Source organism: Enterobacter sp. MEB024 (assembly GCF_030209635.1).
Lineage (GTDB): Bacteria > Pseudomonadota > Gammaproteobacteria > Enterobacterales > Enterobacteriaceae > Enterobacter > Enterobacter ludwigii.
Window position 1 is genome coordinate 274,267 of sequence record NZ_JARVRQ010000002.1, and the last position, 16,093, is coordinate 290,359.

Here is a 16,093-nt window from a genome sequence, read left to right on the forward strand (position 1 = left end):
GAGCCGCACCCGGCACATAGGTTTACACGATAGCGTTAGGGCACTCTTCACCCTTTTCAAGCTGCTGCAAGTTCCCCAGCGTGGTTTCTGAAATGCTGATCAGCGCTTCGGCAGTCAGAAACGCCTGGTGTCCGGTGAACAGGACGTTATGGCAGGCAGACAGACGGCGGAATACGTCGTCCTGGATCACGTCATTAGATTTGTCTTCAAAGAACAGATCGCGCTCATTCTCATACACGTCCATCCCCAGCGCGCCAATCTTCTGGGTCTTCAGCGCTTCAATAGCGGCCTGGGAATCAATCAACCCGCCGCGGCTGGTGTTGATGATCATCACGCCATCTTTCATCTGGTCAAACGCCGCCTGGTTGAGCAGGTGGTAGTTTTCCGGCGTCAGCGGACAGTGCAGGGAGATAACGTCAGACTGTGAAAACAGCGTCGGCAGGTCGACATATTCCACGCCCAGATCCAGCGCGGCAGCGCTTGGGTACGGATCAAACGCCAGCAGACGCATACCAAACCCTTTCAGAATGCGCAGGGCGGCAACGCCAATCTTACCGGTACCGATAACGCCTGCGGTTTTACCGTACATGGTAAAGCCGGTCAGCCCTTCCAGAGAGAAGTTGGCGTCACGGGTACGTTGATAAGCACGGTGAATACGACGGTTCAGCGACATCATCATACCGATGGCATGTTCCGCGACCGCTTCCGGAGAATATGCCGGGACGCGGACCACCTTCAGCCCCAGCTCTTTTGCGGCATCAAGATCCACGTTGTTGAAGCCAGCGCAGCGCAGGGCGATATATTTCACGCCCTGTTTTTTCAACTCTTCCAGCACCGGACGGCTGCCATCATCATTCACAAAAATGCAAACGCCTTCACAGCCGTGCGCCGTTTTGGCGGTTTTTTCGGACAGAAGAAAGTCGAAAAATTCAAGCTCAAACCCGTAAGCCTCGTTAACATGTTGCAGATACTTTTTGTCGTACTGCTTTGTGCTATATACCGCGAGTTTCATAAGACTTTCTCCAGTGATTTTGCATTCACGTTAGCATGATTAAAATTATCTTACAATTTCTGAAATATTATTGAATTCAATAAGTTCTATCAATTATTTTAGAGCATCTATCCTTAAATTTGGCATTCTCTTCAACTGACTGGCTAAACATGCGACAATGATCGGCACTGTCGGCTTAATTCTTTCGCTAAATCAGGATATTAACTGCCCATGAGGGGTACATACAAAGCCGCAATTGCGCTCTTACTGCTGTTCATTCTGGTGCCGCTGACGCTGCTGATGACCCTTGCCCAGTGGGTACCAACCCTTGCCGGGATCTGGCTTCCTGTCGGGACACGCATCGCCTTTGAACAAAGTCCCAGACTCACGCGTCATGCCCTGATCATCCCCGATCTTCGCTATCTTGTGGATGACTGCGAAATTGCCCGAGTCGATAACGCGACCCTGTCGCACCCCAGCCGCTGGAAACTGGATGTCGGCGCGCTCGAACTGAACTCCGTTTGCCTCAATAAAATTCCTCAGTCCGCACCGTCCACGGTCGCGCCCAAAACGCTGGCGCAGTGGCAGGCGGTGTTACCGAATACCTGGCTTACTGTCCATCGTCTGACGCTCTCGCCCTGGCAGCAGTGGCAGGGAGAACTTCAGGCGTCGCTGACGTCCGCGCGTCAGGAGATTGCCTACAAAGGTGAGCAGGTCAGCATTAAAGGGATGCTCCGCGGTCAGACCCTCTCTGTCACCCAGTTCGATGTACAACTTCCCGACCAGCCACAGCCGATAAAACTGGTGGGACAATTCACCCTGCCGCTGGTGCCGGACGGCGTGCCGGTTAAAGGCCATGCGGTTGCGACCTTTAACGTGCCACAGTTAACCTCGCTGGTCGATGCCGATCTCGACTGGGAAGCCAATCAGGGGCAACTGGTGGTCATGGCGCGGGATAACCCCGATCCGCTGCTCGATCTGCCGTGGCAAATAACCGCGGAACAGCTGAATATCAGTGACGGACGCTGGAACTGGAACCTTTCCGGCATGCCGCTGAGCGGGCGCGTTGGCCTTCGTGTCGATAACTGGCAGGCGGGGCTTGAGAAAGCGACCTTGACCGGGCGTCTGAATGTGCTCACTCAAGGGGATGCGGGGAAGGGCAACGCGGTGCTGAATATCGGACCGGGCAGGCTCAGTATGGAACAAAGCGACATGCCGCTTCATCTGAGCGGCGAGGCGAAACATAACGACCTGGTGCTCTATGCCAGACTGCCGGCAAAACTGACCGGAAGCCTGTATGAACCGCAGCTCTCCTTTGAGCCGGGCGCGCTGCTGCGCTCACGTGGTCGCATTATCGATTCACTGGATATTGATGAAATTCGCTGGCCGCTGGCGGGCGTCAGGCTGACCCAAAAGGGTGTCGATGGACGCCTGCAGGCCATTTTGCGGGCGCACGAGAACGAGATGGGTGATTTTGAACTGCATCTGGATGGCCAGGCCAGTGACTTTTTACCCGACAACGGCCTGTGGCAGTGGCGCTACTGGGGCAAAGGGGGCTTCACCCCAATGAATGCGCGCTGGGATGTTGCCGGAAAAGGCGAATGGCGCGACAACCTTATTGAGCTGACCGCGCTTTCAACCGGTTTCGACCAGCTCAAGTACGGTGCCATGGAGGTCAGTAAACCCCGACTGGTGCTGGATAACCCGGTGCGCTGGTATCGCGATCCTGACAAGCCGACGTTCAGCGGAGCGCTGTCGCTGAATGCCGGGCAAACCCGTTTCAGCGGCGGCAGCGTATTGCCGCCGTCGGTGCTGACCTTCAGCGTAGACGGAACAGACCCGACACTGTTCCAGTTCAAGGGCGACCTGCATGCCGATGCTATCGGACCGGTACAGGTGAACGGACGCTGGGACGGGGAACGCCTTCGCGGGCAGGCCTGGTGGCCGAAACAATCGCTCACCGTGTTCCAGCCGTTGATCCCGCCAGACTGGAAAATGACGCTGCGTGACGGCGAACTGTATGCGCAGGTGGCCTTCTCGGCGGCCGCGGGTCAGGGCTTTGAGGCGGGCGGTCACGGCGTACTGAAAGCCGGTAGCGCCTGGATGCCAGACAACCAGATCAACGGCGTCGACTTTGTCCTGCCGTTCCGGTTTAGTGAGGGCACCTGGTCGCTGGGAACGCGCGGCCCGGTAACCTTACGGATTGGCGAGGTGGTAAACCTGGTGACCGCGCGGAATATCACGGCGGACCTGCAGGGTGACTACCCCTGGAGTGAGGCGAACCCGCTTCTGCTCACCAATGTGAAGGTGGAAACCCTCGGTGGAAAAATCACCATGCAGCAGTTGAGGATGCCGCAACACGATCCGGCGCTGCTGCGAGTAGACAATATCTCCTCCAGCGAGCTGATCAGTGCCGTTAATCCTAAGCAGTTTGCGATGTCTGGCCCGGTGAGCGGGGCGCTGCCGTTCTGGCTGGACAATGAAAAATGGATCATCAAAGATGGCTGGCTGACCAACCCCGGCCCGATGACGCTGCGTATCGATAAAGACACGGCGGACGCCATCGTAAAAGATAATATGGTGGCGGGAGCCGCAATTAACTGGCTGCGCTATATGGAAATTTCTCGCTCGTGGACAAGAATCAATTTAGATAATCTGGGTGAATTAACCATGCAGGCGACCCTTAAGGGAACCAGCCGGGTAGAGGGTAAAAGCAGCTACGTTAATCTGAACTATACCCATGAAGAGAATGTCTTTACCCTCTGGCGCAGCCTGCGTTTTGGAGACAACCTGCAAACCTGGTTTGAGCAACACGCGGCAATACCTGGTATCCGCAGTTCGACTGGCAAGGAAAGTGAGGAACAACAATGAAAAAGATGGCTGGTGTGCTCACCGTTGCCGTTGCCGCGCTACTGACCGGCTGTACGCCGCGCATTGAAGTCGCCGCGCCGAAGGAGCCGATTACCATCAATATGAATGTCAAAATCGAACATGAGATCCACATTAAGGTCGATAAAGACGTTGAAACCCTGCTGAAATCACGCAGCGATCTGTTCTGAGGATGCCATGAAACGATTAGCTCTGATGTTACTGGCGCTCGGCATGAACGTGCAGGCGGCAACGCTGACCTTAAATGACGCCCGGACGCAGGGGCGCGTGGGGGAAACCCTGAGCGGTTATCTTGCGCCAATCAAACAGGATGCGGAAACCCTGGCGCTGGTCAATCGCATTAACGCCGCGCGCACGGAAAGCTATCAGAAGCTGGCTGACAGCAACAATCTGCCGGTGGATGAAGTGGCGAAAATGGCAGGGCAAAAGCTGGTTGCCCGCGCCCAGCCGGGCGAGTACGTGAAAGGCATCAACGGGAAATGGCTGAAGAAGTAGTTAGCGAAAGCGCTTACGATATTCGCCAGGCGAGACGCCAAAACGTTGCTTAAAAGCGGTTGAAAAATGGCTGTGGTCGGAAAAGCCCCAGCTGTAGCCAATGCCCGCCAGCTTTTCATCATCGCTGGCGGAGCGCAACACTTGTGCGCACAGGTCGAGACGGCGGTTTTTAATGTACTGGGCGACCACCAGCCCCTTATCAGCAAACATGCGGTAGAGGCTTCGCACCGACATCCCGCTCTGTGCGGCAATCCATTCCGGTCGCAGTGACTCAGACTGAATATGATCGTCAATCAATGACAGCACATTGCGGAACAGGCGTTCTTTACGTGGCTGAGCCACGTCGCGCTGCTGGAACGCGGGGCGAAGCAGACAGATCATCGCTTCCAGCGCCGCTTCACTCTCCCGGTCACTCAGATCGGCATTCCCCATACTTTCCATCAGCAGGTGGTGGCTTAACTGAACGGTGGGCAGCGTGCGCGAAAGGGTGAGCGCGCAGCTTACCTCCTGAAAACGACACTGTTGCTCAATAATCTGGCGCGGAACCAGCAGCGAAATCTGGCGGGACTTTTCATGCCAGGCAATGGAGCACGGGCGGGAAGCATCAAGCAGCGTGATATCGCCGGTCTTCAGCACCGCGCGGCGGTCGTCCTGTTCAATCTCCGCGCTGCCCTCCAGCTGAAATACGGTGTAGAACCAGGCATCGTTACTGTCGTTAATCTCATGGCGGGAGCGGAACAGGTTAACGCCACCTGCGGTTACGGTGCTTAACTTCAGGCTACGGGCATAGCTGGTTTCCAGCTCGCCGACGAATTCCCCCTCCAGCGGGCGCGCATTAAAACGCCCGCAGACCTGGTTAATTTGTGCCAGCCACTGTTGATACTGTTCCTCTTCGCTTGCACACGCCATCGCTTATCTCGCTGCACCGTCAATGTTTTTGCATTGTTGCATTTGTGTTGCATTTTGTCAGAGCTATGAGGCTGACTATAGGAAAGAACACTCACCGGTAACAGCGTTATAAGACGGAATTATCACGATTTGCGGAGCCTGTCACAGGTGGCAAAGCGAATGTCACAGAGACAAAAGCGAGAATCCAAAACCCCTCTTAGACTGCATTAACACCCTGCGAATAAAAACGAAGGAGTACCCTATGTCTGAATCACAGGTAGCCGTTCAGCCTGCCGTACAGCAGTTTTTAGACCGACATCATGGCCTGTGGATTGAAGGGCGTCAGGCCGCGTCGGACAGTGAAAAGCGGCTCAATGTCTATAATCCGGCTACGGGCGACGTCATCGCCTCCACCGCCGATGCCAGCGTTGATGATGTCGACCGCGCCGTGATGTCCGGCTGGCGTGCATTTGTTGCCCGTAGCTGGGCCGGAAAATTACCGGCGGAGCGTGAGCGTATCCTGCTGCATTTCGCCGATCTGGTTGAGCAGCACAGCGAAGAGCTGGCCCAGCTTGAGACGCTGGAGCAGGGGAAATCCATTCATATCTCCCGCGCCTTTGAAGTGGGCTGTACCCTGAACTGGATGCGCTATACCGCAGGGCTTACCACGAAAATTGCCGGTAAAACCCTCGACCTCTCCATCCCCTTACCGCAGGGGGCCCGCTATCAGGCGTGGACGCGCAAAGAGCCGGTTGGCGTGGTGGCCGGGATTGTGCCGTGGAACTTCCCGCTGATGATCGGGATGTGGAAAGTCATGCCTGCGCTGGCGGCGGGGTGTTCCATTGTCATTAAGCCTTCAGAAACCACGCCGCTCACGATGCTGCGCGTGGCGGAACTGGCAAGTGAAGCGGGCATCCCCGACGGGGTGTTTAATGTGGTCACGGGAAGCGGTGCGGTGTGCGGTGCCGCGCTGACCTCACATCCGCATATTGCCAAAGTGAGCTTTACTGGCTCAACGGCGACAGGCAAGCAAATTGCCCGCGCGGCGGCGGATACGCTCACGGGGGTGACGCTGGAGCTGGGGGGTAAAAACCCGGCTATCGTGCTGAAAGATGCTGACCCGGCCTGGGTAATTGAAGGCCTGATGACCGGCAGCTTCCTGAACCAGGGGCAGGTTTGTGCGGCGAGCTCCCGTATCTATATTGAAGCGCCGCTGTTTGACACGCTGGTCAGCGGGTTTGAACAGGCGGTGAAATCCCTGAGCGTCGGGCCGGGCATGTCGCCGGAGGCGTTCATCAACCCGCTGGTCTCGCGCGCGCACTGCGATAAAGTGCAGACCTTCCTCGACGAGGCAAAATCGCGCAATGCGGAGTTGATCACCGGTAACCGGGGGCCGGATGGCAAAGGTTATTACGTGTCGCCGACGCTGGTGGTGAACCCGGATGCCGCGCTGCGACTCACCCACGAAGAAGTGTTCGGCCCGGTGGTCAACCTGGTGCGCGTCGCGGATGGCGAAGAAGCGCTGGCGCTGGCCAACGACACCGAATATGGGCTGACGGCCAGCGTCTGGACGCAAAATATCAGCAAGGCGCTGGAATACACCGACCGGCTGCAGGCGGGAACCGTCTGGGTGAACAGCCATACGCTGATCGACGCCAACCTGCCGTTTGGCGGCATGAAGCAGTCCGGCACCGGGCGCGATTTCGGCCCGGACTGGCTGGATGGCTGGTGTGAAACCAAATCGGTGTGTGTACGGTATTAAAACAAAGCGTGTCGGGCTGGCGCAACGGCCACCCGACACGGCTATCGTGACCAGCGGTCCCGTCCGGCCGCTTTCGCCCGGTACAGCGCCTCATCGGCGCGGGCGATAATCTCCGTCCCCGCCAGACCCTCTGCCATTCCTGCAATGCCCATGCTTACGGTGACGCGATCGCTGACTTTTGAGGCATCGTGCGCAATTGCCTCCGCGCGCAGGCCGTCCTGAATACGCATGGCAACTTTTTCGGCTGTGTTTTCCGGGCAATCAAAGAGGATCACCACAAACTCTTCACCGCCGTAGCGAGACACGACATCGTCAGGTGTTCGCACCGACTGCCGGAGCACCTGCGCCACGCGGGTCAAGCATTCGTCACCGGCCTGGTGACCATAGGTGTCGTTGTAAAGTTTGAAATAATCTATATCCAGCATAATCAGCGAGAAGGCTTTTTTCTGCTCAACGGCATTCTCCAGCACCACTTCCATCTTGCGACGGTTGGCGGTCTGGGTTAACGGATCCTGATGCGCCAGCGCTTCCAGCCGCGAAATCAACAGCTGGTTTTGCTGGTTACGTCGCCAGGCTTCATCAAACCAGCTTATCAGGATGAAACGCCCGCAGAGCAAAATCAGCGTAAAGACGGTCCAGACGGCGGCAAAGTGAAGGTTGACACCATCATTGAGTACCCAGCTTGCGACCGGTAGCGTGACCCAGAGCGGGATCACGAAGGAGAGTAACCCACGGGGGTAAAAGTAGAGCGCCGTCAACCCGGCGAGTAACAGAATCGCGCACAGGGGCCAGACGTGAGGCAGCAACAGATCGGTGATAAACCAGAAACAGGATATCGACCAGATGACGCTACAGAAAAAGAGCACCACGCTGATGCCGGCAATACGTCGCCAGGCCATGATGATTAACGCGGCTGACAGAATAATAATGCCGAACATCGAGGCATCGATAAACTTCAGCAGAGGCAGCGACCGGAGGTAGAGGGGGTCGTCGGGCTTAAGCGAGACGTGGCGCAGCAGGATCATCACGGCGAAGCTGATGTTGACGAATGCCAGCCACGGCAGGTTCATCGCCAGCCCGTGCATGACCATCGCCTGACGCGTCGGCCAGGCAGCCCGCTCTGGCGTCGTTTTTTTTCTTTTTTCCATAAATGCTCTTTACCCTTTCCTGGGAGCAAGTGAAGCAGGAACGGGCGGAAGGACCGCCCGTCTGTTTTGCACCGTTACGGTGTCACAATATTAAACCAGAAATCGAACTTATCCATATAGCCAAGCATAGCGTCCAGTTTGGCACTGTCGCCGCTGATCTTGATATCGCCACTGTCCTGCGCCTGTTTCAGCGTGACTTCTTTCAGGATAATTTTATTCAGGGTATCACGGTTCAGGGTAAGCGTAGCGTCAGCGTCTTTCGCTTCGGCATTTGCCGTGTGGTTCAGCACGCCGTTTTCCAGTTCAAGTTTGTATTTGCCGCCATCGCTGCCCAGATCGATGTTAAACACCGATTTGGCATCGCCGGCTTTTTGGCCATTGATATGAACGGCAAGGTAGTCGAAGAACATCTCTGGCGTCATCGCCCGCACGGTATCCGGGCTGGCGGTGTTCGGGGTCGGGCCTTTCACCACGCCGTTACGCAGCTCTTGTGCGCCGGTCAGGTAGAAGTTACGCCACGGGCCGGATTCCGCCTGATAACCCAGCTGTTCCAGCGCATCTGCTTCCAGATTACGCGCGGCCTGATTGTTCGGGTCGGCAAACACCACTTTACTCACGACCTGCGCCACCCAGCGATAGTTGCCCTGATCGAAGTCAGTTTTCGCTTTGTTCAGAATGGCCTCCGCGCCGCCCATATACTCAACGAATTTCTTCGCAGCCTCTTCAGGAGGCAGTTCATCCAGCGTGGCGGGATTACCGTCGAACCAGCCCAGATAGAGCACATAGGTGGCTTTAACGTCATGACTGACAGAACCGTAGTAACCGCGGTTAGCCCAGGTATGGGCGAGGGAATCCGGGAGTTTGAAATTAGCGGCGATTTCATCACGCGTCAGGCCTTCATTCGCCATGCGTAACGTCTGGTCGTTGATGTAACGGTAGAGGTCGCGCTGGCTCTTCAGCAGTGTGACGACATTATCATTGCCCCAGGTTGGCCAGTGATGCTGTGCCATGATGATGTCGGCTTTATCGCCCCAGCGCACAATCGCCTGGTTAATATATTTTGACCAGGGCAGCGGTTCACGAATTTTTGCGCCGCGCAGCGAGTAGGTGTTATGCAGCGTATGGGTCACATCCTCTGCGGATTCAATGATTTTTTTCTCTTCGATAAACCAGAGCATCTCTGAAGGTGCTTCAGAGCCGGGGGCCAGCATAAAATCGTAGGTCAGCCCGTCAATGACCTCTTTTTGTCCGTCTTTTTCAATGATGTCAGTCGGCGCGATAAGGGTGACGGTACCGGCGGACGTGGTCGTCCCCAGACCCGCACCCACTTGTCCTTTTGCATCAGGCTTCAGCAGGTTGCCATACATATAACTGGCGCGACGACTCATAACGTTGCCCGCCATGATATTTTCCGCAACCGCCGCCTCCATAAATCCGGAAGGGGCATAAACTTTTACCTTGCCAGCCTTCACGTCTGCTTCATCCACTACACCCCGCACACCGCCATAATGGTCAACATGACTGTGGGTATAAATCACCGCCACGACCGGTTTTTGGCCGCGATTTTTGTAATAAAGATCCATGCCGACTTTGGCGGTTTCTGCTGAGACCAGCGGATCGACGACGGTAATCCCTTCTTTGCCTTCGATGATGGTCATATTTGACAGATCGAGATTGCGGATCTGATATACCCCTTCGGTAACTTCAAACAGACCGCTGATATTAATCAGCTGGGATTGACGCCATAAACTGGGGTTTACCGAATCCGGCGATTTTTCACCTTCTTTAATAAATGAATACTGTTGGGGATCCCAGATGACATTGCCTTGTTCGCCTTTGATAACGTCCTGAGGAAGTGGAGCGATAAATCCTTTATGGGCATTGGTAAAATCAGTGTTATCGGAGAAAGGAAGCTGGTTAAAAAGGGCATTGTTGGCTTGTTGTGTTGCGGCAGACGCGTCCTTTGGTGCTTCCGCCGCATAAGAGGGACTGTTGGACATGATCATTCCAGCCAGCACGAAACTTCTGACAATCAGATTCAATTTCATTTAAAACCTCTCAGAGAAAGTACTACGTCGTTTGTGAAAACTTCGCGTCCTGGCTGAAAATGTTTCAAAAGATGCTATCGGAATGTGTGGAGTAAAATAACTATAATCAGGATGAGATATTCAGCAAATAAACGAATAAAAAACCGGGCATTACGCCCGGTCTGTTTTTATTTCTGCGCGTCTTTTTTCCTGCCGAGTGTCGGCGTTTCGTCGAAGAAGTTCCACGGTTTGAGCAGGGTATGCACCCATTCCGTTGGCATGATTGGCCACTCTTCGGCGCGCGCGACGTGGGTTGTGCCGGTGGTCATCCAGACGACGTCATCCTGATCGTTTAGCGACTCGTTATCTTTGCTGTATTTGCCAAGCCCCGTATCGTGGGTTGAGCGGTTTGGGAATTTGCCCTCCGGGTACATCTCATCCGGATGGTAACGCGTGACCCACAGCTGTTTATCCATAAAGCTCAGGCGGTGATAGATCCACTCGTCCGGGGCGAACTTCGCGCCGGTCGCCACCGGGTGCGTCCCCCCGGCGTAAGGGATTATCTGATACGAAATTGGGTTCCCCATGCGGTTCTCTTTACTGGTGTTGCTCAGCAGACGAATGGTGCCCGGGTCAAATTTCTGCGCCGCCTGCTGCTCGGTATCAATAGCGTACTGATTGATCTGCATGGTGCTGGTTCGCGGGCCGCCGGCGGTGTTCGGTTTCACCTGTGGATCCATTGCCACCAGCGTGTTGTTGATGCCATCCACATCCATATCGAGACGGAAGTTATAGATGTGCTGGTGGGTGGTCCCGACGATGTTGTGATCAATTAATGTGCCGTATCGGGTATCGTCTTTGGCAGTAGGGTCATGCATCGTTTTCGCCTGTACGCCTTTCACCGCCTCAATCCCCGTTGCACCGGCATCAATCCCGATGGTGCCATTTTCGTGGAATACCCAGTCGAAAATGTAGTCGTAGTTGCCAACGGTGCTCACCCAGCGAACCACCAGCTCGCGCCGCTCGGTACTGACGTTAGGCTGACCCATCTCCTGGTGTTTATATTCCGGTCCTGCGTAGCGTTCAAAAATGGCGATGGCGCGGGGGATCTCCATCGGCGCACCGGTGTAATCGGCAATGGTTTCATTGAGCATCACGGCGTTGGACGGCACGTCTTTGCCGCGCACCAGCGGAGAGGTCAGGGTGCCCATACCATAGTCGCCGGAATCCAGATAGGCTTTGAAGTACCAGCCCACGTCAGGGTCACCGTAAGGGACGATCATCCCGCCCAGGGAGCCCTGATACATAATCTGGCGTTTTTTGCCGTTATCATTGTAGGTGACGGTCGAAATCATTGGGCCCACGCGGGAATCCAGACTCAGATGGAAATCCCAGTTCTGCCAGTGAATCATATCGCCGGTAATGGTGTAGTTTTTGCCTTCCGGCTCAATGATGTCGAGCGGCTTTTTCGGCGTGTTAATGCGATCACGTCCATCATACGGACGCGGCGTCATCGGCACCGGCACAACGGCACCTTCTTCAATCTTCTGAATCTTCTTCTGCTCAAGGTCGACCACTGCCACCAGGTTCTCAATCGGGTGCGCCCAGTAGTTGCCGTCGCCCACGTCCAGATAGCTCACCACTTTCAGCAACCGGTCTTCCTGTTTCAGGCCATCTTTGCCGTCAAAATAGCCGACGGTCAGTGGCGTGGTGATCACTTTCTTCGTATCGGTAATGCCGCGCTTTTTCAAAACCTCGGCAAACTCTGCACTCTCGTTGATGATCTGCTGAACGGTCGCAAAATCATCCAGCAGCACCATGCCGTGGGCATCTTTAACGGCGTCCCAGCGCAGGATCTTTTTATCCTTCAGGTCCACCAGACTTTCAATAACGTGTTTCCCGTCCAGCATGGTGATGTTCGCCTGACGGGGAGAGTCCACCGCCGTGCCGTTGAGCACAAAGTCCCACACTTTGGCTTTCTCGGGTTCGGCCAGGGCTATCTGGGTGAAGCGGGTGTTCGGTTTAAAATCCGCAGAGCCTTTCACAATCTCCACGGCTTGCTTAATTTCGTCAGCCGTTAGCGCGTTTAACGGGTGAGGGCGTTTTTCAACCTGGAAGGTCTGGTCGAGACCCGACTGGAAAACGTCGTTGATGAAGGTCTCGGAGATGAACGCTTTTTTGCCTTTCATGACTACCGGCACCTGCAGCGTGAGGGTTTTGCCGTTCACAATAGCGGTTTTCGCGCCGGGCTTGACCTTCACATATGCCCCGTCCTTCGCAAGGGTGAACATCTGTGCGTAATCATCCCACTGCACATCGGCGCCAAACGCCTGCAGCGTTTTGTCCATCGGGACCATATGCGCCTCACTGCCGTGTGCGAAAACAGGTGATTGCCAGGCGCAACACAGCGCAACGGCCATAGCCAGTGCCGTTCTACGGGCAGAAAAAGAAGAATTGCTTCCCATCGTAGACCTCATCTTGTTGTGTTTATTGTGTTGTGACAGCCTTATCCTGACAGGCGCCCGAGAAAAGCGTTTGCCTGCATCTGCCAGGTTATTTGTTAGTCTTGCCAGGTTAAAAAAAGACCGGGGCGATATCACACCCCGGTCAACGTGCGAGAGAGGAACGTGTCAGAAGTCGCCGTGCTGGCGCGCCACCAGCGTCAGGATGGAGTAGAGCGCGACCGCCTGCTGGTGCTGGTTAAAGATTTCAACGGCCCATTCGACCACGCCGGTTGGCTTCTCATCGGCGGTCCGTTGTTTCTTGAGCGTTTTACGTTTACAGGTGAGGCGCACCTGAATGGTATCGCCCGGCTTAACCGGTTCGATAAAGCGCAGGTTTTCCATGCCGTAGTTGGCAATCACCGGCCCGACGCCGGCATCGACAAACAGACCCGCCGCGGCAGAGATCAGGAAGTAACCGTGCACCACCCGTTCGCCAAAGATGGATTCTGCCGCGCCGATTTTGTCCATATGGGCGTAGAAGTGATCGCCGCTCAGGCAGGCAAAGTTAACGATATCGGCTTCCGTCAGGGTGCGGCGCGGGGTCAGCAGGCTGTCGCCCGGCTGCAGTTCTTCAAAGTATTTCCGGAACGGATGAACGCGATCTTCCTGAACCGCAGCACCCCGTACCCACTGTTTGCCGATGGCGGCAAGCATGGTCGGGCTGCCCTGAATGGCGGTGCGCTGCAGATAGTGCTTCACCGCACGCAGTCCTCCCAGCTCTTCACCGCCACCTGCGCGGCCAGGACCGCCGTGCACCAGCTGCGGCAGCGGAGAGCCGTGTCCGGTGGACTCCCTGGCGGATTCGGCGTTAAGGATCTGAATTCGTCCGTGCGCCCGCGCCGCGCCGGCAATAAACTGGCGGGCGATAGCCGGGTCGGCGGTGACCAGCGTACCGGCCAGACTCCCGCCACCCGCCCGTGCCAGCTGCATCGCGTGGTCTGAATTGCGGGAGGGCATCAGCGTGGCGACCGGCCCGAAGGCTTCGGTGCAATGCACGGCGGGGGTTTCATCTGGCTGTGGGCAGAAAAGCAGCGTCGGCGGGAAGAATGCCCCCGCAGCCTGCAGATCGGCTTTTCCGCCGAGTCTGACCTGGCAACCCGCCGCAATCAACAGATCGACTTTCTCCTGCACGTCCGCGCGTTGCTCGCCGTTCACCAGCGCGCCCATCTTCACCCCGTCCTCTGCCGGGTCGCCGACGACCACGTTTTGCAGCCGCGCGATCAGCGCCTGGCTGACGGCATCCATCCGATCCTGAGGCACAATTATGCGGCGGATGGCGGTACATTTTTGCCCTGCCTTGGCGGTCATTTCGCGTACCACTTCGCGAATAAACAGCGCGAATTCTGGCTGTTCCGGCGTCACATCCTCACCCAGAACGCAGCAGTTGAGGGAGTCGGCTTCCATGGTAAAGGGAATGGAGTTAGCCACGATATTCGGGTGAATGCGCAGGCTCTGGCCGGTGCTGGCGGAGCCGGTAAAGGTCACCACATCCTGGCTGTCGAGATGATTCAGCAGATCGCCCGCGCCGCCGCAGACAAGGCTGATAGCACCGTCCGGCACCAGACCGCTCTCCACAATCGCTTTCACCATCGCCTGCGCGACCTGCGCGGTGGCGGTGGCGGGTTTGATAATGGCAGGCATCCCCGCAAGCCAGGTGGGCGCCAGTTTTTCCAGCATTCCCCAGCACGGGAAATTAAAGGCGTTGATATGGACCGCCACGCCCGATTTTGACGTCAGTACGTGACGCGCAGCAAAGCCGCCTTCCTTCGACAACGGGATCAGCTCATCTTCCGGCCAGAGTGTGTCATCAGGCAGCTCGCGGCTCCCCAGGCTGGCATAGGTGAACAGCGTCCCGATCCCACCCTCAATATCCACCCAGCTGTCTGCTCGGGTCGCCCCGGTCTGGGCAGACAGGGCATAGAACGTCTCTTTCTCACTAAGCAGATGTTTCGCCACCGCCTTCAGCATGGCGGCACGGTCGATAAAGGTCATGGCGCGCAGGGCTTCGCCGCCACGCGCGATCGCATAGCGACGTGCATCCGCCATGTCCAGACCTTCGCTGGTCACGGACCACAGCGCTTCGCCACTGATGGCGTGATGGATAGTACGTTCGCGGCCCCGGCCAGACTGCCAGGTGCCGGACAAGAAGCTGGCTAACTGCTGCATCGCTTATCTCCAAGTGTTACGTAATTTCACTATCAATAGTTTAATCATGAATCATAAAAAGCAAGCTGAGTTTTAATGAATTGTTAACATTGTGATCCAGCGTAATGAAGTGAAAGGCCGGAAGCCCCGTTGCGCAGGCCTTGTGCAAAAAGCCTTGCGAGCACCATCACAAAATTGGGAAACATTTCTTGGGGTTATATTTAACCTTTGTGTAACTTTTAAAAAATGAAGTGATTCAGTATTTCACTTTAGGTGGTAAATAATCGAATCATAAAGGTGATGACGTGACGCAAGAACAACGCTTTGAGCAGCGCATAGCGCAGGAGACGGCGATTGAGCCTCAGGACTGGATGCCTGATGCCTATCGTAAGACGTTGATCCGCCAGATTGGTCAGCACGCGCACTCCGAAATTGTCGGCATGTTGCCGGAAGGAAACTGGATCACCCGCGCGCCGACGCTGCGCCGCAAAGCGATCCTGCTGGCGAAAGTGCAGGACGAAGCCGGGCACGGTTTGTACCTCTACAGCGCGGCCGAGACGCTGGGCTGCGCGCGGGAAGACATCTACCAGAAGATGCTCGACGGCAAGATGAAATACTCCTCCATCTTCAACTATCCGACCCTGAGCTGGGCGGATATCGGGGTGATCGGCTGGCTGGTGGACGGTGCGGCGATTGTCAACCAGGTGGCGCTGTGCCGTACCTCATATGGCCCCTATGCCCGCGCGATGGTGAAAATCTGTAAAGAAGAGAGTTTCCATCAGCGTCAGGGCTTTGAAGCCTGTATGGCGCTTGCGCAGGGGAGTGACGCCCAACGCCAGATGCTGCAGGACGCCATTAACCGCTTCTGGTGGCCCGCTCTGATGATGTTCGGCCCAAACGATGACAACTCGCCGAACAGCGCCCGCAGCCTCGCCTGGAAAATCAAACGCTTCGGCAATGACGAACTTCGCCAGCGCTTTGTCGACAACACGGTTCCGCAGGTAGAAATGCTGGGCATGACGGTTCCGGATCCTGACCTGCGTTTTGACGAAGAGAGCGGTCACTACCGCTTTGGCGAGATTGACTGGCACGAGTTTGATGAGGTCATTAACGGGCGCGGTATCTGTAACCACGAACGTCTGGCTGCCAAACGTAAAGCCTGGGAAGACGGGGCGTGGGTGCGTGAAGCCGCACTGGCGCACGCGGAAAAACAACACGCCCGCAAAGTGGCTTAAGAGGAAACA

At 56.1% G+C, this 16,093-nt stretch carries 11 protein-coding genes; 5 read left to right on the forward strand and 6 right to left on the reverse strand.

What is annotated here, in order from left to right; genetic code table 11:
• Positions 1 to 22: 22 nt before the first annotated feature.
• Positions 23 to 1,012 carry a 2-hydroxyacid dehydrogenase gene (locus QRN24_RS03570; RefSeq protein WP_014169916.1) on the reverse strand — a complete coding sequence of 330 codons (990 nt, stop codon included), beginning with the start codon at positions 1,010 to 1,012 and terminating at the stop codon, positions 23 to 25.
• 210 nt (positions 1,013 to 1,222) lie between these two features.
• Between QRN24_RS03570 and QRN24_RS03575 the strand changes: the two genes are divergently transcribed.
• From QRN24_RS03575 to QRN24_RS03585, 3 genes are read left to right on the forward strand one after another with little or no spacing between them, the layout of a single operon-like run.
• Complete coding sequence (locus QRN24_RS03575; protein ID WP_284942347.1) at positions 1,223 to 3,862, forward strand: YdbH family protein; 2,640 nt, start codon at positions 1,223 to 1,225, stop codon at positions 3,860 to 3,862.
• Positions 3,859 to 4,050: a YnbE family lipoprotein gene (locus QRN24_RS03580; RefSeq protein WP_014169918.1), complete on the forward strand. Its 192-nt coding sequence runs from the start codon at positions 3,859 to 3,861 to the stop codon at positions 4,048 to 4,050. The genes QRN24_RS03575 and QRN24_RS03580 overlap by 4 nt, the downstream gene beginning before the upstream one ends.
• 7 nt (positions 4,051 to 4,057) lie before the next feature.
• Positions 4,058 to 4,375: a YdbL family probable chaperone protein gene (locus QRN24_RS03585; protein WP_014169919.1), complete on the forward strand. Its 318-nt coding sequence runs from the start codon at positions 4,058 to 4,060 to the stop codon at positions 4,373 to 4,375.
• Here the strand turns inward: QRN24_RS03585 and feaR are convergent, their stop codons facing one another.
• Positions 4,376 to 5,284, reverse strand: coding sequence for a transcriptional regulator FeaR (gene feaR, locus QRN24_RS03590; protein ID WP_014169920.1), 909 nt, complete (start codon positions 5,282 to 5,284; stop codon positions 4,376 to 4,378).
• Between the two features lie 241 nt (positions 5,285 to 5,525).
• Here feaR and QRN24_RS03595 point away from each other — a divergent pair, with 241 nt between their 5' ends.
• The gene (locus QRN24_RS03595) at positions 5,526 to 7,025 is read left to right on the forward strand and encodes an aldehyde dehydrogenase family protein (RefSeq protein ID WP_252069521.1); all 1,500 of its coding nucleotides are present in this window, start codon (positions 5,526 to 5,528) and stop codon (positions 7,023 to 7,025) included.
• A 41-nt stretch (positions 7,026 to 7,066) separates the two neighbouring features.
• On the opposite strand, the gene QRN24_RS03600 is transcribed toward QRN24_RS03595, so the two are convergent.
• The 4 genes from QRN24_RS03600 to paaZ form a co-directional block, all read right to left on the reverse strand.
• Positions 7,067 to 8,173 carry a GGDEF domain-containing protein gene (locus tag QRN24_RS03600; protein WP_025204287.1) on the reverse strand — a complete coding sequence of 369 codons (1,107 nt, stop codon included), beginning with the start codon at positions 8,171 to 8,173 and terminating at the stop codon, positions 7,067 to 7,069.
• Between the two features lie 74 nt (positions 8,174 to 8,247).
• A complete protein-coding gene (locus QRN24_RS03605; RefSeq protein WP_279259236.1) occupies positions 8,248 to 10,221 on the reverse strand; it encodes an alkyl/aryl-sulfatase in 1,974 nt (657 codons plus the stop codon).
• A gap of 167 nt (positions 10,222 to 10,388) precedes the next feature.
• Positions 10,389 to 12,665 carry a primary-amine oxidase gene (gene tynA, locus QRN24_RS03610; RefSeq protein ID WP_284942348.1) on the reverse strand — a complete coding sequence of 759 codons (2,277 nt, stop codon included), beginning with the start codon at positions 12,663 to 12,665 and terminating at the stop codon, positions 10,389 to 10,391.
• Positions 12,666 to 12,830: 165 nt separating this feature from the next.
• Complete coding sequence (gene paaZ, locus QRN24_RS03615) at positions 12,831 to 14,870, reverse strand: phenylacetic acid degradation bifunctional protein PaaZ (protein ID WP_151712612.1); 2,040 nt, start codon at positions 14,868 to 14,870, stop codon at positions 12,831 to 12,833.
• 284 nt (positions 14,871 to 15,154) lie between these two features.
• Between paaZ and paaA the strand changes: the two genes are divergently transcribed.
• Positions 15,155 to 16,084 (forward strand): 1,2-phenylacetyl-CoA epoxidase subunit PaaA, encoded by a 930-nt coding sequence (gene paaA, locus QRN24_RS03620; protein ID WP_014169925.1) that lies wholly within the window; start codon positions 15,155 to 15,157, stop codon positions 16,082 to 16,084.
• Positions 16,085 to 16,093: the final 9 nt, after the last annotated feature.